This window comes from Biostraticola tofi (assembly GCF_004343195.1).
GTDB lineage: Bacteria > Pseudomonadota > Gammaproteobacteria > Enterobacterales > Enterobacteriaceae > Biostraticola > Biostraticola tofi.
In genome coordinates, this window is sequence record NZ_SMCR01000003.1 from 290254 (window position 1) to 315480 (window position 25227).

28 protein-coding genes and 2 tRNA genes are annotated in these 25227 nt (G+C 50.0%); 14 read left to right on the plus strand and 16 right to left on the minus strand.

Annotated elements, in window-relative coordinates; all coding sequences use genetic code 11:
* Positions 1-4: 4 nt before the first annotated feature.
* The gene (rmf, locus tag EDC52_RS08660; RefSeq protein WP_131864931.1) at positions 5-178 is read left to right on the plus strand and encodes a ribosome modulation factor; all 174 of its coding nucleotides are present in this window, start codon (positions 5-7) and stop codon (positions 176-178) included.
* Between the two features lie 65 nt (positions 179-243).
* Here the strand turns inward: rmf and fabA are convergent, their stop codons facing one another.
* Both fabA and EDC52_RS08670 read right to left on the minus strand, forming a co-directional pair.
* The gene (gene fabA, locus EDC52_RS08665) at positions 244-762 is read right to left on the minus strand and encodes a bifunctional 3-hydroxydecanoyl-ACP dehydratase/trans-2-decenoyl-ACP isomerase (protein ID WP_131864932.1); all 519 of its coding nucleotides are present in this window, start codon (positions 760-762) and stop codon (positions 244-246) included.
* Between the two features lie 57 nt (positions 763-819).
* Positions 820-2571: a S16 family serine protease gene (locus EDC52_RS08670; RefSeq protein ID WP_131864933.1), complete on the minus strand. Its 1752-nt coding sequence runs from the start codon at positions 2569-2571 to the stop codon at positions 820-822.
* A gap of 207 nt (positions 2572-2778) precedes the next feature.
* Here EDC52_RS08670 and matP point away from each other — a divergent pair, with 207 nt between their 5' ends.
* Positions 2779-3237: a macrodomain Ter protein MatP gene (gene matP, locus EDC52_RS08675; protein WP_131864934.1), complete on the plus strand. Its 459-nt coding sequence runs from the start codon at positions 2779-2781 to the stop codon at positions 3235-3237.
* 108 nt (positions 3238-3345) lie between these two features.
* Here matP and ompA read toward each other — a convergent pair whose 3' ends face one another.
* Together ompA and sulA are read right to left on the minus strand one after the other, a co-directional pair.
* On the minus strand, positions 3346-4425 hold the full coding sequence (gene ompA, locus EDC52_RS08680; RefSeq protein WP_131864935.1) for a porin OmpA: 1080 nt from the start codon (positions 4423-4425) through the stop codon (positions 3346-3348).
* Positions 4426-4775: 350 nt separating this feature from the next.
* A complete protein-coding gene (gene sulA, locus EDC52_RS08685) occupies positions 4776-5282 on the minus strand; it encodes an SOS-induced cell division inhibitor SulA (protein ID WP_131864936.1) in 507 nt (168 codons plus the stop codon).
* Positions 5283-5500: 218 nt separating this feature from the next.
* On the opposite strand from sulA, the gene EDC52_RS08690 reads away from it, so the two are divergent.
* On the plus strand, positions 5501-6106 hold the full coding sequence (locus EDC52_RS08690; protein ID WP_131864937.1) for a TfoX/Sxy family DNA transformation protein: 606 nt from the start codon (positions 5501-5503) through the stop codon (positions 6104-6106).
* Between the two features lie 53 nt (positions 6107-6159).
* On the opposite strand, the gene yccS is transcribed toward EDC52_RS08690, so the two are convergent.
* On the minus strand, positions 6160-8295 hold the full coding sequence (gene yccS / locus EDC52_RS08695) for a YccS family putative transporter (RefSeq protein ID WP_131864938.1): 2136 nt from the start codon (positions 8293-8295) through the stop codon (positions 6160-6162).
* Between the two features lie 22 nt (positions 8296-8317).
* A complete protein-coding gene (locus tag EDC52_RS08700; RefSeq protein ID WP_131864939.1) occupies positions 8318-8734 on the minus strand; it encodes a YccF domain-containing protein in 417 nt (138 codons plus the stop codon).
* A 154-nt stretch (positions 8735-8888) separates the two neighbouring features.
* Between EDC52_RS08700 and helD the strand changes: the two genes are divergently transcribed.
* Complete coding sequence (helD, locus tag EDC52_RS08705) at positions 8889-10943, plus strand: DNA helicase IV (protein ID WP_131864940.1); 2055 nt, start codon at positions 8889-8891, stop codon at positions 10941-10943.
* A 6-nt stretch (positions 10944-10949) separates the two neighbouring features.
* Here helD and mgsA read toward each other — a convergent pair whose 3' ends face one another.
* Both mgsA and EDC52_RS08715 read right to left on the minus strand, forming a co-directional pair.
* Positions 10950-11408, minus strand: a complete 459-nt coding sequence (gene mgsA, locus EDC52_RS08710) for a methylglyoxal synthase (RefSeq protein WP_131864941.1) — start codon at positions 11406-11408, stop codon at positions 10950-10952.
* 92 nt (positions 11409-11500) lie between these two features.
* Positions 11501-12166: a YccT family protein gene (locus tag EDC52_RS08715; RefSeq protein WP_131864942.1), complete on the minus strand. Its 666-nt coding sequence runs from the start codon at positions 12164-12166 to the stop codon at positions 11501-11503.
* Between the two features lie 178 nt (positions 12167-12344).
* On the opposite strand from EDC52_RS08715, the gene EDC52_RS08720 reads away from it, so the two are divergent.
* Positions 12345-12776: a CoA-binding protein gene (locus tag EDC52_RS08720; protein WP_131864943.1), complete on the plus strand. Its 432-nt coding sequence runs from the start codon at positions 12345-12347 to the stop codon at positions 12774-12776.
* Between the two features lie 79 nt (positions 12777-12855).
* Here EDC52_RS08720 and hspQ read toward each other — a convergent pair whose 3' ends face one another.
* Both hspQ and rlmI read right to left on the minus strand, forming a co-directional pair.
* Positions 12856-13173 (minus strand): heat shock protein HspQ, encoded by a 318-nt coding sequence (gene hspQ, locus EDC52_RS08725; RefSeq protein ID WP_131864944.1) that lies wholly within the window; start codon positions 13171-13173, stop codon positions 12856-12858.
* A gap of 74 nt (positions 13174-13247) precedes the next feature.
* A complete protein-coding gene (gene rlmI, locus EDC52_RS08730; protein WP_131865149.1) occupies positions 13248-14438 on the minus strand; it encodes a 23S rRNA (cytosine(1962)-C(5))-methyltransferase RlmI in 1191 nt (396 codons plus the stop codon).
* Between the two features lie 88 nt (positions 14439-14526).
* Here rlmI and yccX point away from each other — a divergent pair, with 88 nt between their 5' ends.
* Entirely contained in the window at positions 14527-14805 is a 279-nt protein-coding gene (gene yccX, locus EDC52_RS08735) for an acylphosphatase (RefSeq protein ID WP_131864945.1), read from the plus strand.
* A gap of 3 nt (positions 14806-14808) precedes the next feature.
* On the opposite strand, the gene tusE is transcribed toward yccX, so the two are convergent.
* Positions 14809-15135, minus strand: coding sequence for a sulfurtransferase TusE (tusE, locus tag EDC52_RS08740; RefSeq protein ID WP_131864946.1), 327 nt, complete (start codon positions 15133-15135; stop codon positions 14809-14811).
* Positions 15136-15257: 122 nt separating this feature from the next.
* On the minus strand, positions 15258-15917 hold the full coding sequence (yccA, locus tag EDC52_RS08745; RefSeq protein WP_131864947.1) for an FtsH protease modulator YccA: 660 nt from the start codon (positions 15915-15917) through the stop codon (positions 15258-15260).
* Positions 15918-16146: 229 nt separating this feature from the next.
* On the opposite strand from yccA, the gene EDC52_RS08750 reads away from it, so the two are divergent.
* From EDC52_RS08750 to EDC52_RS08765, 4 genes are all read left to right on the plus strand, one after another.
* A tRNA-Ser gene (locus EDC52_RS08750) sits at positions 16147-16234 on the plus strand.
* 470 nt (positions 16235-16704) lie between these two features.
* A complete protein-coding gene (nac, locus tag EDC52_RS08755; protein WP_131864948.1) occupies positions 16705-17628 on the plus strand; it encodes a nitrogen assimilation transcriptional regulator NAC in 924 nt (307 codons plus the stop codon).
* 200 nt (positions 17629-17828) lie between these two features.
* Positions 17829-18095, plus strand: a complete 267-nt coding sequence (locus EDC52_RS08760; protein WP_131864949.1) for a sigma-S stabilization anti-adapter protein IraP — start codon at positions 17829-17831, stop codon at positions 18093-18095.
* A gap of 448 nt (positions 18096-18543) precedes the next feature.
* Positions 18544-18834, plus strand: coding sequence for a hypothetical protein (locus tag EDC52_RS08765; protein ID WP_131864950.1), 291 nt, complete (start codon positions 18544-18546; stop codon positions 18832-18834).
* Between the two features lie 96 nt (positions 18835-18930).
* Here the strand turns inward: EDC52_RS08765 and EDC52_RS08770 are convergent, their stop codons facing one another.
* The 3 genes from EDC52_RS08770 to wrbA all read right to left on the minus strand — a co-directional run bounded on the left by EDC52_RS08770 (position 18931) and on the right by wrbA (position 21425).
* Positions 18931-20304: an NAD-dependent succinate-semialdehyde dehydrogenase gene (locus tag EDC52_RS08770; RefSeq protein ID WP_131864951.1), complete on the minus strand. Its 1374-nt coding sequence runs from the start codon at positions 20302-20304 to the stop codon at positions 18931-18933.
* Between the two features lie 142 nt (positions 20305-20446).
* Entirely contained in the window at positions 20447-20656 is a 210-nt protein-coding gene (locus EDC52_RS08775; protein WP_131864952.1) for a YccJ family protein, read from the minus strand.
* A 169-nt stretch (positions 20657-20825) separates the two neighbouring features.
* Positions 20826-21425: an NAD(P)H:quinone oxidoreductase gene (gene wrbA / locus EDC52_RS08780; protein ID WP_131864953.1), complete on the minus strand. Its 600-nt coding sequence runs from the start codon at positions 21423-21425 to the stop codon at positions 20826-20828.
* A 536-nt stretch (positions 21426-21961) separates the two neighbouring features.
* Here wrbA and EDC52_RS08785 point away from each other — a divergent pair.
* Positions 21962-22141, plus strand: coding sequence for a con-10 family general stress protein (locus EDC52_RS08785; RefSeq protein ID WP_131864954.1), 180 nt, complete (start codon positions 21962-21964; stop codon positions 22139-22141).
* 237 nt (positions 22142-22378) lie between these two features.
* On the opposite strand, the gene EDC52_RS08790 is transcribed toward EDC52_RS08785, so the two are convergent.
* The gene (locus tag EDC52_RS08790; RefSeq protein WP_131864955.1) at positions 22379-22636 is read right to left on the minus strand and encodes a DUF1883 domain-containing protein; all 258 of its coding nucleotides are present in this window, start codon (positions 22634-22636) and stop codon (positions 22379-22381) included.
* 729 nt (positions 22637-23365) lie between these two features.
* On the opposite strand from EDC52_RS08790, the gene EDC52_RS08795 reads away from it, so the two are divergent.
* The 3 genes from EDC52_RS08795 to iraP all read left to right on the plus strand — a co-directional run bounded on the left by EDC52_RS08795 (position 23366) and on the right by iraP (position 25141).
* A complete protein-coding gene (locus EDC52_RS08795; RefSeq protein WP_131864956.1) occupies positions 23366-24025 on the plus strand; it encodes a helix-turn-helix domain-containing protein in 660 nt (219 codons plus the stop codon).
* 178 nt (positions 24026-24203) lie between these two features.
* Positions 24204-24279 (plus strand) — tRNA-Lys (locus tag EDC52_RS08800).
* 562 nt (positions 24280-24841) lie between these two features.
* The gene (iraP, locus tag EDC52_RS08805) at positions 24842-25141 is read left to right on the plus strand and encodes an anti-adapter protein IraP (RefSeq protein WP_131864957.1); all 300 of its coding nucleotides are present in this window, start codon (positions 24842-24844) and stop codon (positions 25139-25141) included.
* The last annotated feature ends 86 nt before the right edge of the window (positions 25142-25227 follow it).

Below are 25227 nucleotides of genomic sequence, written 5' to 3' on the forward strand. Positions count from 1 at the left end.
CGTTATGAAGAGACAGAAACGAGATCGCCTCGAACGTGCACATTCACGTGGCTATCAAGCTGGATTATCCGGGCGTTCACGGGAAATTTGTCCATATCAATCTCTGGATGCAAGATCTCACTGGTTGGGAGGTTGGCGAAAGGCCATGGAGGACAGGACGGTTACTGCTACCGCATAAGGCCAATTTCAGCTCAAGCTACGATTAACCTCCGCCATTCGCGGAGGTTTTTTCTTTTTGGCGCTTCAGAAGGCACCGGTATCTTTGAACAGGCCAACCTTCAAATCACTGGCGGTGTAGATAACTTTGCCGTCGCACAGCACTTCACCGTCTGCTAGCCCCATCACCAGGCGACGGTTGACGACGCGACGGAAATGGATGCGGTAGGTAACCTTTTTCGCCGTAGGAAGGATCTGGCCGGTGAATTTGACTTCACCCACCCCCAAAGCGCGGCCTTTGCCTTCAGCGCCCAGCCAGCCGAGATAAAATCCGACCAGTTGCCACATCGCATCCAGGCCAAGACAACCCGGCATAACCGGATCACCGATAAAATGGCAGCCAAAGAACCACATGTCCGGATGTATATCCAGTTCTGCCTCAACGTAGCCTTTATTATGGCTGCCGCCGTCTTCAGTCATCTTGACGACACGGTCCATCATCAGCATGTTGGGTGCAGGCAACTGCGGGCCTTCTTTACCGAATAATTCCCCGCGGCCGGAAGCAAGCAGGTCTTCTTTTGAATAGGATTCGCGTTTATCTACCATTTTTCTAAACCTTTATTTATGTATCAGCACGACATTAAACATATACGCCCGGTTGTCTTAACCTTGGTTAAACCAGTTAAGCCATCTAAAGCCCCAGGGTAAGCGTTGGCGCTCATGCTGATTAATATGAGCAATGCGCTCGCGTATAAAAGCAATCAAGTTGGGTTTCTGCTCTTCATCGTAGGGGATGCCAAGCAGTCGTTCCAGCGCCTCGTCGACGGTTTCAACCGGCCAGATGCGAAATTGCTCGCTTTTGACCGCTTCTACCAGTTCCTGATTGAGGCACAGATGGCGCACATTCGCCGTTGGAATAATGACCCCGTGCGAACCATTAAGCCCCCGCTCCTGGCAGAGAGCAAAAAATCCTTCTATTTTTTCATTTACCCCGCCAATCGGTTGTACCCGGCCAAATTGATCAACTGAACCGGTAACGGCGATCTGCTGATCGATGGGTTTGTCCGCCAGGGCGCTTATGAGTGCTACCAGCTCCGCTAATGACGCGCTGTCGCCATCTACCTCGCCATAAGACTGTTCAAACACCATCGAGGCGGAAAACGGCAGCTGTTGATCCAGCTCCAGCGAGGCCATCAGGAACGCCTGCATGATCATCATGCCTTTGGCATGTATGTTGCCGCCAAGTTCCGCTTTGCGTTCAACATCATTGATTTCGCCATCGCCCAAGTGTACCACGCAACTGATGCGGGAGGGTTCGCCAAAGGGTTCTGGATGACCGGGAAAATCCAGCACCGACAGGGCGTTGACCTGTCCAATCTGACTACCTTCCGTTTCAACCATGATCTGGCCTTCGGCAATCTCGGCCTGCATCCGTTCGCTGAGATAACTCTCACGCCAGATACGGATGCGATTGCTATTGTACAGCGCATCGCTGGTGATATGGCCCTTTTCACTGTACAGCATGGCTTCACGCAGGCGACGCGTCAGCCATTGAGGACACAGGGGCAGTTGGAACTGATCACCGCTGTACCGTACTGCCTGGCGAATCAGCTCCGGCCAGGCGTCGGCTGACAGCGGCGGCAGATCACGCGCCTGTGCCAGTGAATTGACGTAATCGCACCAGTTCTGCATATCCTCGGTATCAACAAGCCTGAGCTCAGACTCGAATTCGCCATAGAGCGCTAACTGGGTGATCCTGGGTTCCAGATCATTCAGGTCGGCTAAACTTTCACGATCACCGACGATGATAAGACGCAGGTCCAGCGGCATTGAGGGTATGGAAACCGGCAAAGGACGGCTTTCATCCGGTGCAAGCCAGTCGAAGCGCTGCTGTAGGATCATCTGGCGCAGCCGCATCCACAACAGTGGCTGACTGACCAGCGCGCGGGCGCCCAGGATCAGCACGCCGCCGTTAGCCTCATGCAGTTTACCCGGCTGGAGATCGATGGCGTCGCGATAGCATCTGACGCAGCCAAACAGCTGTTCCTGCTCAATCCAGGTCTGATAGACACTTCGATGCCTGCCGGCAAAGTTATCATCGGCTTTGGTCGCCGGTTGGATGCTCACGCCATAGCCATTGACGATATATCGGCTGCCGGTCAGTGCCGGGGATTCCGGCAATGCCTGGGTGACCGAGTCAGCGATTAGCTGGAAATATTCCTCATCCTCCTGAGCGGTGATAAGCATAAACCGGCTGGGAGATCTGGAATGGCAAAATTGCGCCAATCCATCCATCAGACGTGACTGGAGCTTCACCATCGGTGCGGGCAAGGGCTGGAAGGGGTTGGTAAATACCGTCGCGAAATCGGAAAGTTCGGGCAGTAAATATTTCCATTCTAATTGATTATTGGTCAAGGTAATAGTTAACGTCGCTAAAATGGGAAACGAGGATTATACAAGAATTTGCCGGCCGTCACCTCATCCATCTTGCCGACTGACCGTTTTTCCGAGCGACGCTCTGGATATGGTCGAAAAATCATCAATAAAAATATTTTACTAAGGTATTCATCAGCAAAACTGTTATTATTTGCTCAACGTTACGCGGTCACAGGCACCCTTCTCATGAAATACCAGCAACTGGAAAATCTGGAAACCGGATGGAAGTGGAAATATCTGATCAAAAAACATCGGGAAGGTGAGCGTATTACCTCATTGCTTGAGGACAGCGCAGCAGAAGAAGCCATCGGCTATTTAATCACTCTCGAGCACCAGCCCGAAAAAATCCTTAAATGGATAACTGAATTTATGAATCCGGCGCTCGAAAATCGCATGAAGCAGACCATCCGCGCCCGGCGAAAACGCCATTTCAATGCCGAACATATCCATACCCGCAAGAAATCCATTGATCTGGAGTTTCTGGTTTGGCAACGGCTGGCGGGTCTGGCGCAGCGGCGGGGATCGACCCTTTCAGATACCATCGTCAATCTGATTGAAGATGCAGAACGCAAAGAAAAATATGACAAGCAAATGTCGTCTTTGAAACAGGACTTGAAAGCCATTCTCGGCGAACCTAAACCCTAAAGACCTAAGCCGGCGAAAATAGCCAGTAGGTTACCCGTATAATATAGTAACGTGCAGCCCATAAAAAACCCCGCCGAAGCGGGGTTTTCTGTATCACGCGTGGATAACTTATGCCTGAGGCTGAGTTACAACGTCTTTGATACCTTTAACTTCGATCTCTACGCGACGATCCGGTGCCAGGCAGCTGATGACTGCAGCACGGCCTTTCACGCTGTTACAAGTATCGCCGGTAACCGGGTTGTTTTCACCCATGCCACGTGCGGAGATCTTGTCGGAAGGGATACCCTTGGATACCAGGTAGCTCACGACGCTCTGAGCACGTTCCTGAGACAGTTTCTGGTTGTATTGGTCAGAACCGATACGGTCGGTAAAGCCCAGAACAACAACAGAACCATCTTTAGGATCCAGTGAGCTCAACTGGGAGTACAGTTGATCCAGAGCTTGGCGGCCTTCCGGTTTCAGGGAAGATTTGTCGAAGTTGAACAGCACATCAGACTTCAGGGTGAAACGCTTGGTTTCAACAACTGGAGCCGGGGCTGGAGCCGGAGCCGGTGCCGGTGCTGCTTCATCCTGGCCGAAACGGTAAGCAACGCCTACAGACAGCAAGGTGTTATCAGGACGGGCGCCAACGGTGCCTGCATCGCCGATGTTGCTGACGAACTGGTAGTCCAGACGGGTGGCCCAGTTTTTGGTCAGCGCATATTCAAAGCCTACTGCTGCCAACGGAGAAACGCCGGTGTCATCATTGCTCAGACGACCATTGGCACCGTTGTTATAAGCTGCTTTGGAATCAGCACGCCATACCATACCGCCCAGACGGGTGTAGATGTCCAGATCGTCGGTCAGCGGGTAGCTGAGTTTGGCGGCTAATGAAATACCCTGAGCTTTAAAAGCACCGTTGTTCACGCTGCCTTTATAAGCCATACGGCCAAGCCAATCATAACCCAGTTCAAAACCCAGGTAAGGATTTGCCTGATAGCCCAGGAAAGCACCAGCACCTAATTGGTCGTCACGGGTAGGACCGTTGCCGATGCTGCTGTTATAACCGTTGCCGTAAAAACCGGTATCATGGAACTGAGACCAGCCCAGTTTACCACCTGTATACCAGGTATCATCTTTCGGAGCGGCTTGCGCTACGGTAGCGAAACCCGCTAGTGCCACTGCAAGTGCGATAGCTGTCTTTTTCATTTTTTGCGCCTCGTTATCATCCAAATAGGCAATGAGCTTATAAAGCTAATTTACATATCCATTGCCAGAGTCAGTGCTCTGCGTTTGTACATCGCCATCACATTGGCGTTATAGAGCAACCTGGCGAATTAAAGTCTACAACGAAGTGGAAAACTTACAAGTATGATGTAGTAAGCCATTAAACAACTGAGCGTCATAATTGACATTGAAATGTCTTTATTTGGCAAAAAATAATGAGTAAGTTAACCTAAGAAAACATCGCGGAACCGCGTGTCTGCTGGATCCCCAACACTTTGGCTTTCCTTACCAATCGACATTTGCGGTGCTACTGAGAAAAATCCTAAATTTACTTAATGATACAAAGTTGACTGAATTTTTAAGCTTGGAAACTGTCCAGATTGCCGGGAAAATCCCTTTTGCGGGTACATGACGAAGCCAAATGATCCTCCACGCTGTGCCGCATCACGAAGTCTTACCCTCTCTTCTTCAGTGAGTTCCTGGGGAAACCAGCCTAGAACGGCACTGTAATTTCCGGTCAGCAGCGCTTTTTCCATGCTGGCGATCGTATCGAATGCGGGCGATTCGCGAAGTTGAACCACTTTGCCGAGCGGTAGCCCGGATTGTTCCAGCCATAGCCGGCTTAACTTCCTGGAAGAGGTCAGCCACAATAACCAGCGGGACTGTTTACCCAGCTGGCGCAACAGCGGCAGCAGAATATGCCCGACGGCCTGCTGATCATCAAAATAAACCACTTCACTGATTATCCCCTGTCCTTGGCCTGAATGAACATGATCCGACGCGGTGTCCATCGCTGTCGGCTTTTCGGCAGAAAAAGGGTGTTGAAGTTGAGTGCGCATTTGATGAAAGCCCCTGGTTATTTATATAGCTGTACATAAACACAGTACTGATGTTCAAAGTAGAAATCAACCTTAAATGTTCAACCTTGATCGCAGAATTACCAGATATGTAAGCTGAACAGCGAATTAGATTGTTCAGCACAAAATAAAACCGTATTTTTTTATGGCTTGTCGCGAAAAGGATCTTTGATCACGCGTTAATTTACAGGGAGAACAACATGCAAGCTTCAGTCAAACCACAGATAATGCAGGCAATTTCACTTTTTAGCCCTCTGGGAACCATCACCACCCGTTCGCAGTTCGGCGGCTACAGTCTGGCTGCCGATCAACTGATGTTCGGCCTGATCCTGGAGGGGGAACTGTCGCTGCGCGCTACCCGGCGTAGTGAGCAGCACTTTATGTCCAGGGGAATGGAACGACTGATTTATACCAAACGCGGGATTCCGGTATCACTGAACTATTTTCGCGTCAGTGATAATTTATGGCGGCAGCACGATGTGCTGCTGTGTCTGGCTGGCCACGCGCTGGAAGAGGCACGGCGGGATCGTCAGTCAAGGCTCGATAATCAGCGGCTGAAGGACCTGCCCAATATAGGCCAGGGTATTGAGCGCCTGTTGTGGAAGGCGGGTATCCAGGATGTCGAAACCCTGCGGGCCTGCGGAGCCAAAAGCTGTTATCTCAAACTGAAAAAGATCAAACAGCAGCTCAACATCACCGTCCTGTTTGCGCTGGAGGGTGCGCTGGCGGGTCGACATGCCGCAGCCCTGCCGCCGGGACAGCGCGCCGCACTGATGGAATGGTACCAGCACCATGCCTGCCATTGACCGGACCACGCCAAGGGAGCTACGGCGGGCTGCCTGAGGCGGCAGTCTAGCCGTTAGCCGTGCGCAAACGGCGCTTTGCCGATCTCTCGTTTCAGTAAGGTCAGCTCAGGAATAAGCGCCAGTAATAGTCCGACCTGCTGCAGTACCAGCTGTTCCCGGGATTCGCTATCTGGAGCTGTCGACCGTATTCTGCTCATCAACTGTTCCAGCTGTTGCTTAAGCCGGTCGGCAAATTCCGCCGAGTGTTGCACGGCATCATCGAGATAACGGGCGGCATCATCCAGAATCTGCAGCACCTGAGCATTAGGCAGTTTGTCACGGTGGGCACCCAGGGTTGAAATATAGCTTAGCAGAGTGTGATTAAGACAAAGCAGACGAAAGGCCGGTTCAAGCATCTCCCGGCCTGTTTTCGGTTCAGCAGACATATTAGAGACGACCGAAGCCAGTTCCGCATCGCGGTTATGAGCGTCTCGACGGGCAATTCGGTACTCCAGTCGGTTATCCTTACCTTGGTGATACTGAGTCAGTATGGCATCCAGGTAGCGGCAATTGGCCGCCAGACTGCGCTCCAATACCGACGGCAGATGGCGGAAGCGCCAATCGGGCCAGATAAATGTCACCGCCGCCCAGGCGATGGCGCAGCCGAGGAAAGTATCGAATACCCGCGGCAGTGCAACCTCGAAGCCTTCTCCCAGCAAATTGAAACACAGCATCACCAGCAGGGTAATGAACATAGTAGCCTGCGCATACTGGACATTTCGAAAGGCAAAAAAAAGCGTTCCGCTGACGACGATTAGCAATAGCTGGCCCTCGACCGAGGGCACAAAATACAATATAGGCAGACCAATCAGTATTCCGGCGATGGTGCCTGCGATACGCAGCGCCAGCCGTCGCCGGGTCGCCTGATAGTTTGGCTGGCAGACAAACAGGCTGGTCAGCATTATCCAGTAGCCATAATGCATGCCGCTGAGCTGGATGAAGGTATAGCCCGCGCACAGCACCACCGACATGCGCACCGCGTGGCGAAACAGCGCTGATTCCGGACTCAGGTTGAGCCTCAGCCGGGTGCGAATATCGGCCCAACCGGTGAGTTTATCGTCCGAAAGATTGTTTTCCTCCGGGCTGTGTTCGGCAATGGTCTGTTCGGACTCTATCGTTGCCAGTTGTGCGTCAATGGCCCGCAGATTGCTGAGCAGATGCATCAGCGTTTTGACCTGACCGGGTTCGCCTATGCGGCCGATAGCGGCCGTCAGGTGACTGAAAACCGAATCAAACCGGCTGTCATGCTGATATTGTTGATGGGCGAGTATCGACTGGCTCAGTTTTTCGCAGGCCTTGGCCTGCATTGCCAGCAATCGCTGAAAGCGGAACAGTACATCACTGTGGCGCAACTGTTCACGCAAGCGGCCGTACTGCACATGTGCCGAGCTGACCCGCTCATGAATATCCTGCAGCACAAAGTAATAATGCAGGGTCCGGCGGGTGCCGCGCTGCCCGCGATCGCCACGCAAACGGGTCAACAGTGAGGCTTTGGTCTGGTTGAGCGACTCGACCATGCGGCTGTTGGCCATTGCAACGTCAATCAGCGGCCGATCATCGGTTTCATCGATATCAGGATCGAAAAGACTGGCTTTGGCGTCGAGATACAACGATAGCGAGTGATAGCAACGGGCAAGGTTATCCTGCAGCGGGCGGATGGGAAACAGGCCATGCCCTATCAGTGTCAGCAGGTTGTACCAGATTGCGCCGGTAATCAGCAGCAACGGCTGGAGATACCAGTTCTGATACAGAGTGGCGCCGAGCATGGTATAGACTGCAATAAGCAACGCGCCGAAGGCGATGGTCGCATAGCGCTGTCCCAACGCGCCCAGCAGGATAAAACCGCAGGTAGATACCGCCAGACCGATGATAAAAAACCAGGGGTAGGGATAAAGCAGCTCGATACAGACCGCGGCGACGAAAAAACTGACCAGGGTAATCAGCAGATTGCGCAGGCGTCCGCTGAGCCTGTCGTCCAGGTCAGCCAATGCAGCGGCGACGACCCCTAGGGTCAGGGGAATGGTCAGCATGGTCATGTCGAGCCACCAGGGCAGCGCCGCCGCGCCTCCCAGGGCAATAAATATTCGCAGGTTATAGCGCCAGCGGCTGTTGAATGCCAGACCGCGCATCCCTGATGAGAGAGTGCTCACGCTGGGTCCTTGAAGGTCGTCATCAATTGAAGCCGGTGCTGTCTACCGGCACCACGCGCTGCCCGACTGGCCATAGTGCGATTAATGCCAGTTTGAAATTGGCGATACCGAGCGGAATGCCGATGATCGTCAGGCACTGTGCTACCCCGGTCAGGATATGGGACAGGCAAAGCCACCAGCCGAAAAAGATAAACCACAGTACATTGAGCAGCGTCCCGCCGGCCGACAGCAAGGCATTACGTCCGGCCGGGTCCAGTTGATCGACATGCACCGTGGTGTTGCCGAAGGGGACCAGGGAGAGTTTGGTTATTTCCCAGCAGGATCGGCTAAAGGGCCAGCTGAAGATCAGCAGGATGCTTATTACCGTTGCCAACAGCCAGGCCAGTGTGGTGAAGACTCCACCCATGAAAAAATTAAGAATGTTAAGTATTGTACGCATAATCACCCAGAGCCCCCGAGGGCGTTTAATCAATGAAATCAAGCATCCGTGCCGGCACCTGATTATTCTACCCTGATTTCCAGACTGGAGCAGGACAACTTAATACGGTTACACTAACCCTAGACGCATCAATGACCGGGAACCTGCCAGACTTATGGAACTTAAAGCGACCTCTTTTGGTAAACACCTCGCCCAGCATCCTTATAACCGGGTGCGTCTGTTACACGCCGGCGTGGAGGTCAGTGGCGATAAACATCAGTATCTCATTCCGTTTAATCAGATACTGGCTATTCACTGCAAACGCGGTATCGTCTGGGGAGAACTGGAATTTGTCCTGCCAGAGGATAAAGTTGTTCGTCTGCATGGCACCCAATGGCAGGAAACCCAGCAATTTTATCACTATCTGCAGAAATCCTGGCAGGAGTGGAGCAGCGAAATGAGCGTGGTCTGCGTTCAGGTCCTGGAAAAACAGGCCGCTGCAATAACACAGACAACCGAGCGTGATGCATGGTTTAACGCCGATCGGTTGGGCACCCTGCAAAAGGACATCCTTGAGGCGTTTTCCGCTCTGCCGCTGCCGGTGGCAAGACTGGATGAATTCGTTGCCTGCCGGGAAAACTATCAGCTTTGCCTGCGCTGGCTCGAACAGGGGCCGGAAATGATCACACTGCACAATCAGCAGTGGACTTCCCGGATGCTGGAAACCCACCGGACGTTTTTCGATGAAGTCGAAAGCTCGCCTCTGAACCCGTCGCAGTGCCGAGCGGTGGTCAATGGGGAATCCTCTTTGCTGGTGCTGGCAGGCGCCGGCAGCGGAAAAACATCGGTACTGGTGGCCAGGGCCGGCTGGCTTCTGCGGCGGCGCGAGGCGGATCCTGAACAGATCCTGCTACTGGCTTTCGGGCGTCAGGCGGCCAGAGAAATGGATGAGCGGATCCGGCAACGGCTGCAGGTGAATGGCATCAAGGCCAGCACCTTCCATGCCCTGGCCCTGTCAATTATCCAGCAGGGCAGTAAAAAAGCCCCGCGCATTACTCAGCTTGAGTCCGATGACCAGGCACGCCGGGCACTGATCATTGCCCACTGGCGAGAGCAGTGTGCTACCAAGAAGGCGCAGGCCAAGGGATGGCGCCAGTGGATGACCGAAGAATTAGGCTGGGAGGTGCCGCCGGATGATTACTGGAACAACGACGCGCTGGCCAAACGGCTGTCGGTACGGATTGAGCGCTGGCTCGAGCTTATTCGTTCACGGGGCGGCAGTCAGGCTGAAATGATTGAGCTGGCACCCGCGGAGATACGCGATGAGTTCCAAAAACGCATCAGGCTGCTGGCGCCACTGCTTAAAGCCTGGAAGCAGGCGCTGAAGGAAGAGGGTGCGGTCGATTTTTCCGGCCTTATCCATCAGGCCATAGACATCGTACAGAAAGGGCGGTTTATCAGCCCGTGGAAACATATCCTGGTGGATGAGTTTCAGGATATATCCCCTCAGCGAGCCCGTTTGCTCAGCGCAATTAAGGACCAGAACCGGCGCACCAGTCTATTTGCCGTTGGTGATGACTGGCAGGCCATTTATCGTTTTAGTGGCGCTGAACTGTCGCTGACAACGGCTTTCGCCGAGACTTTCGGCGGTGGACAACCGATTGCACTGGATACTACTTATCGTTTTAATCAACGCATTGGTGAAATTGCCAACGGCTTCGTTTTGCAAAATCCCGCTCAGTTGAAAAAACCGCTGGGAAGCCTGACCAAAGGGACAAAAAAATCGGTGATGGTATTACCGGATGACAGACTTGAGCCTTTGCTGGATAAACTGAGCGGCTATGCCCGGCCGGAAGACTGTATTCTGGTGCTGGCGCGTTACCACCATCTTCGTCCGGCCATCCTTGATAAGGCCGCTACCCGCTGGCCGAAGCTGAGCATTGATTTTATGACTATCCATGCCAGTAAAGGACAGCAGGCTGAGTATGTGATTATTGCCGGCATGTCAGCTGATCGGGATGGTTTCCCCGCGCCGGCCCGTGAGTCAGTGATAGAACAGGCCCTGTTGCCGCGACCGGAGGCATTTCCCGACGCCGAGGAGCGCCGGTTGCTTTATGTAGCCCTGACGCGGGCCAAACAACAGGTATGGCTGTTAAAGGATAGCGATGCGCCCTCAGCGTTTATTGATGTATTGCTACGACTAGGCGCCGTTTACTCGCGTAATCCGTGATCTGCATTAGCGCAGGCGATCTTTCAGATAGCGTTGATAGTCAGGAATGTCGATATCAAACGAGCTGCTGAACAGCGCTGAAGCTATCAGGAAATCTGCGGTCGAACGATTGGTCGCGACCGGGATATTCCAGACCGTTGCCAGACGGAGCAGGGCCTTCACGTCCGGATCATGTGGAACCGCGTTAAGCGGGTCCCAGAAAAAGATCATTACATCAATTTTGCCTTCGGAAATCAGCGCCCCTACCTGTTGATCTCCTCCCATCGGCCCACTCAGCATACTGTTGACCGATAGGCCGGTACTACGCTCAACCAGGTTACCGGTGGTGCCGGTAGCGTAAAGTTCATGTTCGGCAAGCAATGCTTTATTGGCTGAAACCCAGTTCATTAACGATTGTTTGCAATGATCATGGGCGACCAGCGCGATGTGTTTACGTACGGCAATGGTGCGAGTCGTTAACTCCATTTCCTTTTCCCTTTTAAGATAAGCAAGACACAGATTACTGAAACTGAGTTTCAATGGATAGGGTTAAACGATGGCGTGGTGATAATAAAGTCTCATTTATGTGAGGGGGGTGTTATTTCGTCTGACTGGTGATGCTCAGCCCAGCGCATAAAACGGGTGCGGGTGGGCGTATCAGCCTGCAGAAACCAAAAGCGCAGCATCTGTTCTGTCTGACTTTCAGCCGGCGATTGAGATTTCCTTGCCGCTACCGACGAGGCAATATCCTGGGGAGTTGATTGTGGGTGAATCAACGATTCAAGTCCATGACGGCGGTTATAGTTATTGACCGCCTGCATCAAGCCTTGGCGATCGGTATCCAGGCGAGCAACAGTGGCCTGGACCGGTGTGCCCCGATGGTCTACCAGCTTTACAGACGGTTGCCGACTGAACTTTTCAGCCTCCTTTTGCGTGGTCAGCGCCGGTAACTCGAATTTCACCCGAGCAGCATTAAGTGGGTCGAAAGTGATAATGATGAACGGCGAGGTATAAAGATGCTGTTTATCGCCCGGAGCGCTCACTCGTTGTTTAAGGGTAAACACAACCTGATGATGGCCTTTTTCCAGCTCCAGGCTGGCAGCGCCTCTGAGTAGAGAGCCCCCTAAAGCCTTGCCATCGACAATCAGTAACTCAAGCTCTTCAGGCAGTTGCAGACTGGTCGCCAAAGCCGGGAACCCGATTACCAGGGAAATCCCGATGACAATGGCGCGCAGGAAGTTCATCGCGTCTCCTCATTGACCCAATACAATATCCTGTTTCAGGACAGACCTGCCCATCATAAATTTTTTGTAGCATTTAGTCACACTCATTTTTATTTTGATAATATTTCGATTGATCCAAACGGCGTGCTATATACGGGATGGTATACAATTAATGCACTAATTATTTTGGAGGATCGTCATGACAGATGCTGAAATTACCGACATTCTGACCGCCGTCCGAACGGTTGCTGTTGTAGGGGCAAGCGACAACCCGGCACGCCCCAGTTATGGTGTTATGGCTTACCTTCTTCACCAGGGCTATCACGTATTCCCGGTCAACCCGACCCTTGCGGGTAAAGACATTCTGGGGCAGAAAACCTATGCCAGCCTGGGGGATATTCCCGCCAAGATTGATATGGTGGACGTCTTCAGGCGGTCTGATGCGGTTTATGATTTGACCCAGGAAGCGATTGCAATAGACGCAGGGGTATTGTGGATGCAGTTGGGGGTAATTAATGAGCAGGCCGCAGTCTTGGCAAAGAATATCGGCATGAAAGTGGTAATGGACCGCTGTCCGAAGATTGAAATTCCCCGGTTAGGCCTGGAAAATGTACTGTCCCGCCGGATGTGATGCATCGGTCTGACACCCCTTTTTCACTGGGGTGCAAAAAATGACGCGGGCTAAAAGCCCGCGTCTATTGTTTTTATCGTCAATTTCTCAACCGGGGAGCCTGTAATTGGGCTCTGACCGATTCAGCCAATTCATCCAGGGAAGATTGTTCCGGATGAATCGGTGATTCTTCATAGCCCAGCTGGACCTCAGCAAGATAAGTATGCACCGGCTGTCCGTCATCATCTTCCATGACCACATGATACCAGGGTGCAGTACGTAGCTTGTCATCGGCGGCGATCTCGTCCAGAGATGGCTTATCCAGAGAATATTCAGGGTCAACATCAATGATGACACCCAGATAGCCCAGCAGTTTATGCCGAACCTGTTGTCCGATACCGTATTTGCTGGCAATCATAAGCACCTCCCGAGAAAACCTACCTTATTATTAATATGAGGGATAACTAGGTATTTTCAAGGGAGGTTATCGAATTAAAGCACCCGGCAGGCAAACCCTTTCAGGTACAGACCCTCGGGGTAGGGGGCGATAACCGGATGATCGGCTGCCTGACGGAACTGCTCGATAAACTGGACATCGCGGTGCGCATCCAGAGCGGCGTCAGCGATAATTTTCTGAAACAAATCGGTGGTCATTAATCCAGAGCAGGAAAATGTCATCAGGATACCTTCCGGAGCCAGTAGCTGCATTGCCAACATATTGATGTCTTTATAACCGCGGCAGGCGCTGGCCAGCTGATTTTTGTTTTCAACAAACTTGGGCGGATCCATGATAATGAGGTCGAATTGCCTGCCTTCTTCACGGTAACGGCGCAGTAACTGAAATACATCGTCGCGCACGAACTCGGCGCGACTACTGTCCAGACCGTTTAATTCTACGTTTTGGCTGGCAATATCCAGCACATGCTGAGAGGTATCTACGCTGACGACGTGACTGCAATTTCCTTTCAGAACCGAGACCGAAAATGCACCAGTATAGGAAAAACAGTTAAGCACACGCCGATTGGCTGCGTATTTACGCGCCGCCAGCCTGCTGTCGCGCTGGTCCAGATAAAAACCGGTTTTATGACCCTCGGCAATATCCACCAGGATCTTCATATCATGCTCGCAGATAGTCAGCAGTAACGGTGGCGTATCACCGGTCACCAGACCACGAGTCGGTTCCAGACCTTCTTTTTTCCTCACTGCGACATCGGAACGATCATAAAGCGTACATGCCGGGTAGCATTGCTGTAATGCCTGAATCAGCGTGGCTCGCTGGTATTCGGCACCGGCGGACAACAGTTGCAGCACCAGAAAATCGCCGTAACGATCGATGGTAATCCCAGGCAAACCATCCGATTCGCCGGCGATAAGCCTATAGGCATCAAGCCCATCCCTGGCCGCCAGCAGGTCTCTGAGGCGCTGGGCGGCATTAAGGCGCCGAACAAAAAAAGCCACATCAATTTCTTCTTCGGGGTTGAAACTCCACACCCTGGCCCGGATTTGCGATTGAGGCGAATAGGCTGCCCGCGCCAGCCATTTACCTTTGTCATCGCAAATATCAATGGTTTCACCTGAATCGGCCTTACCTTCCATGCGCTGAACTGCACCAGAGAAGATCCACGGATGGCGGCGAAGCAGTGATTTTTCGCGGCCCTTGGCAAGAAATAGACGTTTTGTCATCATGAAGTATGCTAAACCCTAGGGAAAGAGCGCCATTTTGCGAATAAGTGGTGTTAATTGCAAATAGTTAAGCCTACTGGAGCAGTGTATGAGCAAAGTATGTGTTGCCGCCTATGTGTACGGTGCGGTACAGGGGGTAGGTTTTCGCTACGCCACTCAGCAGCAGGCCAGGCAACTGGGCCTGACCGGCTACGCCCGTAATCAGGATGATGGCGGCGTAGAGGTCGTAGCTTGCGGCGAAGCCGATACCGTAGAGCGGCTGTTGAACTGGTTGAAACAGGGGGGCCCGCACAGTGCCCGAGTCGATAAAGTATTGACCGAGCCGAAGGGCGGGGCTGACTACAGTGAATTCAAGATTCGCTACTGAAGCTCAGATACAGTTAACCGGTTTTGGTAATCCCGCTATTTTGGTGGCCTGTTTGGCTGGCCCTTTGGGGAACAGGCGATAGAGATAGCGACTGTTGCCTTTTTCTTCGCCGTACTGCTGCGCCATGGCTTTAACCAGCATCCTGATGGCCGGTGAGGTGTTATATTCCAGATAGAAATTCCTCACAAACCGAATAACTTGCCAGTGGGATTCGGACAGTTCGATCTGTTCCTGCCGCGCGATCGCCTGGGCCAGGTCCTCATTCCAGTCTTTGGTGTTTTTCAGATAGCCTTGGCTATCCGTCTCGATTTCCAGCCCATTAAAGTTCACAGTTCCTCCGATTACGCGACGCTAATTCAGCCTTGTAGCATCAGCTAGTGTATCAAAGGGCAGCGGCGGAAAAAACAAGGCCCCGCTCAAGAGCAGGGCCTTGTTTTACCGTGGACATCTCGTCAGTTGCTGCGAGACATACCGAGAATGCTCAGCAGGCTGACAAAAATATTATAGATGGATACATACAAACCGACCGTAGCGCGGATGTAATTGGTCTCGCCGCCGTGGATGATATTACTGGTTTCCCAAAGAATAGCGCCCGATGAGAACAGAATAAACAGTGCGCTTATCGCCAGAGAGAGCGCCGGAATCTGCAGGAACAGATTGGCGATAACGGCAACGATCAGCACCACAAAACCTGTCATCATCATCCCAGACAGGAAAGACATGTCCTTGCGGGTTGTCAGCACATAGGCTGAACAGCAGAAGAACACCAATGCCGTACCGCCCAGCGCCATCATGATGACTTCACCAGCCCCCGAGGCAATCAGCATACTGAGCATTGGCCCCAGGGTGTAACCCATAAAGCCCGTCAGGGCAAAGGTGGCCAGGATACCCGCCGGACGGTCAGCCAGCCGATAGGTCAGAAACATCAGGCCGTAAAAACCAACCAGCATGATCAGCAGACCCGGCGCAGGAAGCTGCAGCAAGGTGCTGGCGGTCGCTGTTAACGCCGAGAAACCCAGCGTCAGTGATAAAAGAAAGTACGTATTGCGGAGCACTTTATGCGTACTTAATAAAGAACGCTCACGCGAGGAAGTCGCAACTAAACGATCCATTGTTTTACCCCGTGGTTAGTAGTGTAGCGATTAACATTTAATAGACAGATTAGTGGGTTGATGGCAGCGGTCCTACACGTTTTACCCTTCTTTACGCTGTCGGTGCCTTACGAATGCCCGTAAATGCGCAAAGATTATCCGCTTAAGCGTCTGCTGCTGATTTTTAAAGCAATTGAATGAAAACAAGCTTTACAAGCGAATCGAGTCTGTTTATAGTGCGCGTCATTGCGGAGGAGTGGCCGAGTGGTTGAAGGCACCGGTCTTGAAAACCGGCGACGCGAAAGCGTTCTAGAGTTCGAATCTCTACTCCTCCGCCACTTCACTCTCAGCGGCATATCTGCTTCATCACTCTCTGATTGTTACCAAAATATTCCCCCAGTAATCAACGGTTAATCAAACTCCTTTATTTTCTGGTATCGCACTATACGGTCAGAGGCCGACGGTTGTGACAACGCATTCGTTCCAACTCAGGTTGATAGCGCAGCGACCGCTGGCGTTCCCATCAGCTGCCATCAGCCTGATAGTGACCTTGAAGCGTAATACAGCCCAAAGCTATTGGACCCTGCATTCTGGGGCATCGTGCGTCCTGATGGTGCATAAGTTGTTGCGTGGACGCATGAATTGGCCGCTGTTAAATCCCGCCACAGATGGTTTTAGCGTCATAACTTATTCTTATTCAAAGTCAAAATCCCTTAGTCAGCATCCTTTTACGCTTTTAAGCATTGATTGGTCCGGTTATTGCATATATTTCTGAGTAAGTAATGGCAGAATTGCGATGGGGGCAGACATGAATTTAAGACGACTCAAATACTTTGTAAAAATCGTCGATATCGGTAGCCTGACGCAGGCGGCGGAAGTGTTGCATATTGCCCAGCCAGCGCTGAGTCAACAGGTTGCTACCCTCGAGGGTGAACTTTCACAGAAGTTGCTTATCAGGACTAAACGCGGAGTCACGCCTACCGAGGCCGGCAAGATCCTTTATTCTCATGCTCGGGCTATCCTACAGCAGTGTGAATTGGCGCAGAAAGCGGTGGGTAATGTAGGGCAGGTGGTAAATGGCCAGGTGTCCATCGGCATAGCGCCAGGCACTTCGTCCTGTCCATTGATCATGCCGCTACTGCAATCGGTGCGTGCAAAGTTTCCCCTGTTGACTATCAATCTGCACGAAAACAGTTCTTTGGTGTTGAATGAGAAAGTCAGCAATGGTCACCTGGATATGGCAATTCATTACGATCCGGCGACATATCAGGGTATTAACAGCGTCACGCTGTTAAAGGAAGACCTTTATCTGGTAGGCACCCATGATAACCCGGGCAAAAATATCGAGCTGAATGAGGTAGCGCTACGGCAATTATTTCTGGCACGCGATTTCTCAGCGATTCATAAACGCATGGCTGAGGCGTTTACGCTTCGTAGGCTCAGTGCCAAAATCATCGGTGAAATTGATGCGATAGCAACGTTGAGTGCAGCGATCGCCAGCGGCATGGGTGCAGCGGTACTGCCTGAATCATCCGCCTCTGCCGTGGTCCGCACGGCCAATGCCTGGATGTCACGCATCACCAGCCCGGGCCTGGCCTTACCGTTGACGCTTAATCTGTCATCCAGGATGCCTTTGTCCCCGTCCGCTGCAGCAGTCAAGAGCCTTCTGACTTCACTGGCGACCCAATCGATGCCTCTGGTTACGCCACATGAGCTGTTGTTAGCCAGTTAGCAACAATTAACCAGGGCGGGGTGATGAAGGCTGCGTGCCGGCAGAACCCTGATGAGCGACTTTAAATGAATCGGCTGCCTGTCCACTGGCGGCCGATTTTGTTGTGCTAGAGGTTTAAGTAAATGTATTCAACATCTTCCACAAAACATTTTATGTTGCTATAAATTTAAATCCACACTTGCGAGTCTTGAAGAGTCATCATGAACAGTTTGCTATCCCAACTCCTCATCAATCTGGCACAAAAAGAGGCTGCGGAAAAAGAGCTTCTTGCTACCGTCGAATCCCTGGAGATCCTGGTGGCTGCCATCTTAACCTCATTGGGTGAAGAAAAAACGGATGAAGTCATTTCTACTATCAACCGCGCCCTGGATGAGATGAGAGCCAGAAAAGATGAAACACGCGTCAGTGATATAGATTTACTGAGTGCCAATATTGAACGCATTACGGCGGTTGTTCGTCGCCGATGAAAACGGGCAATATTTTACGAGGTCACTGCGTTTTTATCACTCTACGCGGGCGCGCTATATATCCCAATATGCATGATATTTATAAATCATATCTATTTATATAAATATTCATTAAAAACATTGGTTTAAAAATAACATTTTAGGAATTTGTGAGTGTGCTAAATTAATAAGCTTCGTAATTTTAACGTTAGCGAGGGATAACGAGATATACATCCCTGCTTAAGATTTAACCACTGCGTGGGGCGGATTGTGCAGTTTTCAACGGTACAATGCCCTGATGTGAATGTATTGTTAAGAATATATGTCCGAAAAACCAATTTTATGCAGAGTTATGTAATTTATTGGCCTCTAAGGGGCGCATTCTCCGGCTCAATGAATATACTATTTCCTTGTAATAAAGTTTTGGTCCTCCAGACCACTGTGGTTTTTCATTCGTAGGTTAACAATCATGAAAACACTAGGGTTAATTCTTGAGAATATTCTCGAAGAAATCTGCACGGGTAAAAAAATCTTCGCACCTGAAGCAGACACTCAGGAAGCTATAGTCAATTTTCAGCAAACAGCGAAAGCGATAAGTTTTGCTGACAGTGAAGGATTAATCGAGCAATGCCAGTTTGCTATCGATGAATACACTGAAAGACTTACCTTTTCTCGAGTGATGGTTACAGGAGGTGTGACTGCTCGCGGTCATGATTTCTTGAAAAAGCGATTTTCAGAGCGCCATCAGAAAGTAAGTTAGTCTTAATATTAATTCATTCCATACGATGGTGATCCCAGGGAGCTATCCCTGGGTATTATGCAGCCTTAAGGGGCTTAGACCCCTTAATGAGAAAGCTTATTGATTTGCGATGACCACCAGCTTCTGATTGACGAATTCCTTGATACCAAGATCAGACAATTCACGTCCATAACCTGAGCGTTTCACGCCACCAAAGGGTAATTCGGCAGAGGTATCGGTGGGTGAATTGATATACACCATACCTGTTTCAATCTTGGACGCCATTTTCTTTGCGCGCTCTATATTCTGCGAAAAGATGGCGCCGCCCAGCCCATAATGTGAATCATTGGCCAGCGTTATCGCTTCCTCATCACTTTTTACTACATATACCTGCGCCACCGGGCCGAAAAACTCTTCAAAGTAGGCATCATTGTCACGTGAAATACCCAGCAAAATCGTCGGCTGGTAAAAATTGCCGGGTCCCTTGATCACCTCCCCGCCAATGGCCAGTTTTGCTCCCTGGCTTACAGCCTTATTGACCTGCTCAGCCAGTCCATCCAATGCTTCACGTGAGGATAAGGGACCCAGTTCCGATGATTCATCCAACGGGTCGCCGGTTTTTACTGAGGAAAAGGCGCTGGTGAGTTTATTTATAAATGAATCGGCGATTTTTTCATGGACAATAAATCGCTTGGCAGCAGTACATACTTGGCCTGCGTTGCTCAACCGACCCTGTACTGCACAGGTGATTGCCTGGTCCAGATCGCTGTCGTCCAAAACGACAAAAACATCATTACCGCCCAGTTCGAGGGTCGATTTCTTGACATTTTTCCCCGCAGCTGCGGCAATACTGGCGCCCGCTTTTTCTGACCCGGTGAGTGCCACACCCTGAATGCGCTCATCATCGATCAGTCGAGCCACCTGGCTGGAATCAATAAAGAGATTGGTATAGGCTCCTTTGGGCGCGCCGGCTTCATTAACCAATTGCTCAAAACGTTCCGCGCAATGGGGCACAATACTGGCATGCTTAACCATTACCGGATTACCGGCTGCCAAGTTAGGTGCTAAAACGCGCATCAATTGGTAATAGGGAAAGTTCCATGGTTCAACCGCCATGATTACACCGATAGGATGATGTTCGACCCAGGCCTCGCCCAGCTCAGAAGAGTAGGGCACATCGGCAAGGAATGTCTGGGCATGCATAGCGTAGAAGCGAGAGATATTAGCGGATAGCGTCACTTCAGCACGGCTTTGTCCAATCAACTTACCCATTTCTGTGCTGGCAATGCGCGCCAGCTCTTCGTTGTTGTCATCCAGCAGGTCCGCCAGCTTATGCAGTATATGCACTCGGGATGCAACGCTATCCTGCGACCAGGAGGATTTATAAAGCTGATGGGCTGTATCCAGTGCTTTATCCGCATACGCATTATCATGCTGCTGATATTCTTTGAGCAACTTGTTGGTCGCTGGATTAATAGTTTTATAAGCCATCAATGGCTCCTTAAAATTAGATAGTTATAACGATTAACGACAAGCTAATTAAGCCTGAAAATGAGGGATGCCAACATGATAAACAAGGCTATCCCCGAGGCGGGGCAGAGGGATAACGCCTTTAATAATGTGACGGCACAGCTTATACGTTCTTGCGCTCGACCGTTTCCTCGCCCCAGAACAATTTATTCTGATCTGTTTTAGTAAAAGCTAATTGCAAGGCCTCGTCACTGCCTTCTTCCCAAATTTTCTGGGCTAAAACTTCATCATCATCAGCTAATTCGAAAATAGCCTCGGCAATTTCAATCGATGTCTGACGTATTTCAGCCCAAGATTTGATGTTTTCCGCCATATGACTACTCCTCAATATCGGTGATTCAAAAAGTTTTTATAACAACTTATCCAATAAGCTATCTCGCATAGAACAACAACTATAGACTACATCATGCAATCCTGCCTGGCCGGCAATAATGCCATGTCATTCCCAGGCAGCATCCTTTTAAATTCCGATAGCTGTATAATCATCCCTTCAATTTCAAGGTAATCGCAGCCACGTGCTGGCCCTGGTAGCGGGCTATGGCCAATTCCTGTTCGCTCGGCTGCCGTGACCCATCGCCGCCGGCAAGCGTAGAAGCGCCATATGGCGTTCCGCCGCCAACCTGGGTTACATCAAACAGTTCCTTCGCACCGTAGCCGATAGGCACAATAATAAATCCATGGTGAGCAAGGGTGGTCCAGGTTGAGCTTATGGTATGCTCTTGTCCGCCACCGGTGCCGGTTGAGGTAAAAACGCTGCCAACCTTGCCGTAGAGGGCACCAGAGGCCCACAAAGCGCCAGTCTGATCGAGAAAATTGCGCATGGCGCCCGCCATATTGCCGAATCGGGTGGGGGTTCCGAAAATGATAGCATCATAATCCGCCAGTTCTTGTGGGGTTGCTTCTGGCGCGGCTTGAAAAGCTTTACCTCCTGCTTTGGCAAAAACGTCTGCCGGCATGGTCTCAGGAACGCGTTTAATGGTGACTTCAGCGCCGCTCACCTTAGCGGCGCCTGCTGCCACCGCCTGCGCCATGGTCTCTATATGTCCATACAGTGAATAATAAAGCACAAGTATCCTGGCCATATGTTCAGTCCTCAAAGGAAATGTGATTCTCAAATGTGACTCTAAGTGAGCCGCTATGATGACGTTTTACCGTGTCAATATTGACTTGCAATAAATAATGATAATAGGTTATAGCCACTATGCAACATATGACGGAATTATAAAAAGCGTCTAAACCAAGTCAGTCCATGATTGGCATTAAACCAAGTCATTTTATGACAAGCATTAAACCGAGCCGGTTTATGATTGGTATATTATGTCAATAATGATAATGGATGTTTCAGTAAGCGTAGAGCGATCCTATTTATACGGCATCAAAAAAATATGCGTAAACAACGAATTACTTATTTACATACGGTTTCTATTAAGATTGCTGACTGAGGAGTGTTTCAGATTGTTAATATTGCCGATTCCCCCCGTCGGGCGACTATACTGTTATTCACACGTAAGATTGCAAGAATCAATCACTGTCCTGACGTGGGGACAATAAAGGAATGCATCTTCTGTCTCCTTTATTATCATCTATGATCTCTTCTTGCAGCAAAAGGAGGTGAATAATGTCCAATCACAGAGGCGGATCAGGTAATTTCGCGCAAGACCGTGAAAGAGCATCGAAAGCAGGCAAAAAAGGTGGCCAGCACAGTGGGGGAAATGTTAAGAATGATCCTCAGCGTGCTGCCAGAGCCGGGGCAAAGGGCGGTCGCAGCAGCAGCAACGGACCCAACCGGTCTCAATAGGCTCCCATCATGGCGCAACGTTTCATTAAGGTACCTGCCGAGAGGTTGGGGCCGTTTGCGCTAATGGCAGGTTAGCGCTCCGATTGTCACTATGGTTAGACGTTGAACTCGCCGTTATCACGGCAACCTCATTAGGTCACCCGGCCGCGGCTGCCCAGCGCGGCCGGGTTTGCTTATGAGGTTAATCAGTCCTTAAGCGCGCCCAAGTACCCATTTCATCAGTCTGATAAACCGATATCAGGCAGGCAAATAGTTGACTGAATGTTCGGGGCTCTCGCTTTCAGCATCTATCACCACACTCCAAAGACCGTTATAAGGTACGCCTAGATAGGCGGTTTTCCGGTCGTTTACGCCTAGGATATCGCCAAAACCGAGCGAAGGTATCATCGCTTGAGGTTGATTATCACAAATAAGATGAATGCTGCATTTTTCTGAGCATTTAACCACGACGGTGTCCCCGCCAAACAGCTTTAAGCGTGTACGAATGATAGACATTAACGGATTCCCCTAGTCACAATGACATAAAATTACGCTAAAACAGGCAGGCGGTAGGCTGATGTTGTCATCGCGGCCAAACGGTTGCCTAGGTGCTATAAAATCATCGTATGGCTGGACAAATAATGACCTTAATCAAATTTTATTGAAACTCATAAACATTGTTTTAAGATTAACCCACAAAAAGGCGTGTTGGCCCCGGTATGCGCAGCCACAGCCACAGCGACAGGACAGGGCGGTACTAAACCCGCTACAGTACTTGGGATTTTCATCTAAAAGGAGTGCGGCCGACGCCCTGGCCATACCCCCAGCAAAAAAATATCTATTTTTGAAAATGGCCGCTGCTTTTTCAATTGAAAAATACATTCGCTATTCAAGAGTAATATGTACATTTACCCCTGGGAACTTACTATCTCGCACCATGAGAGGAGGATTGAGGTAAACATGCTTACAGTGCTGAAAATGCCAGCGATCGGGGAGTGGGAGCGTATTGATTTGCCAAAAAAATAACCTCCCGTTACCCAAGACAGTTTCTCCCACGGCGGGATCAATTTCAAATTTCGCTCTTTTTTTCTATTACCGCCGGATTGGCGTTTTGATTATGTTGCGGTTGAGCAAGTTTGCTGTAAATAGTAAATCTGACTTTGTTTTGCGAAAATAGCAAAAGGATTTGACTTAGCAATGAATAGTATACAATTTATACTTTTTAAAAAAACTGGAACGTTATGCATGCAAGGGAAAATATTTACCATTCCACAAAAGCATATAGTTGTTGCCGGCGAAAATGTCTCGCTAATTAACTCAAATCCAGAAGACCGAATTATCATTACCTGTTATCCGACAAATCTGCTCTCTCTTCATCAGCAACTGATAGCACAGGCCGCATTGACCACCATAGAGGACAGCTGTACCTTGACCGGTTATAAAACTTTGCCAGTGGATGACTGCCTGATCCACAGCACTGAAAAGTTGATGCTAATTGAAAAAAGCTTACCTATATGTCTGCTCTATCTGTACTGCCTAGGAACGGACAAGCATTACTTTTCCATGTTATTTCATCAATTAGTATCGTTCAATATCAACAGTACGCTATTGGAATTTTTTGATAGGCATTACCTGAAGCAATGGGCGGTCTCTCGTTACGCTACCGAACTGGGTATATCTGTACATAAATTAAACGTTATATTTCAGCAAAAATACGGTATGCCCGTCAAACAATGGCTTATCGAGCAACGCTTGCGAAAAGGCGGAGAGTTACTGCTGACAACCAACCAGCGGGTGGCAGATATTGCGCTTGAATGCGGCTTCAGTAACCACGCACATTTTACTGCACTGTTTCGTCGACGTTTTGAACTCTGCCCCTCGGTATTTCGGGCTATGGGGAAATGAAACGTACTACCAGCTCAGTTATATAAGCTACCTACTGCTGATTGGAGGTTAAAATAACGTACTGTTGGCTATTATTCGAGCAAATATAGCTTTTCTGCGCCAGACGCATCTTTTTTGTTCTTTTGTTGCCATGAAACATTTGACATAGGCTGCTAACAGGAGAATAATTCATGGCGTTGGGTCGTTAGCTCAGTTGGTAGAGCAGTTGACTCTTAATCAATTGGTCGTAGGTTCGAACCCTACACGACCCACCAACATTTCTAATACAGATTTATGTATACATCTTATTCTGCGCTGCCATCTCATCTTCCGTTTTCATTACGCCTTTTAGCAAATCCTTGTTTAAAGCAGTGCAGCTCGTTGCGCCATTGAGATATTATTTCATGGCTTACATGCCATGCAATTGGCTGTTAATAAACGTTCAGCAGTTTCAATCGACGGGATAATTATAATAACAATAGAGTGGCCATTGTTAAATCGCATACCATCATGTAACAAATTTTAAACAGTATGAGCAAACAAGCGTCAATGTATAGCGTGGACCCAGGGTATGGCATGACAGCCCGTAGCGAAGGATGTCTTCGTCCAAAGGCGCCGTACAAGAAAACAGTAATTTCACTTAGCTTCTATTTAAGGTACTATTTGCTTAGAGTTCTAATACTCTTCTTGTTGGAAAGGATGCCGTTGTCAAAATCGTAACGCTTAGATGGTATTCTGGCTTCAGGGATGTAATTTCGGACTACCGCAAAAGAATTAATCCGCGCTTCACCGTAGGCGCAATGACTTCTAGCGGCGCACCTATTTTTGAGTAAATCCATGAAAAACCTTGTAATTGATATACTGCACAAGCTGGCCAAGACCGATACCCAAATGAAGGATCTCACGGCTCAGATAGAAGCTCAGTCTTTAATAGTAGCGGCTCTGGTGCTTACTGCCGGTGAGGGGCGGTCTGACATCATCAGCACTAATATTGAGAAAGCCATCCATTCCGCCCGCGCCGCTTCTGACGAAATTCTCCAATCTGATGCTGACTTGCTTATGGCTCATTTGATAAGGCTCATCAACGTGTCGCAGTTCGTCGAGTATAAAGCTGAAACAGAAACAGATATTCAATAACTTGCGTTTTTTTAATTTGATCAACGACTTAAGTGCTAACATCTTTATCTGGCGACAGAGGCGCATAAGTCGAGTAAAGCCGTTGG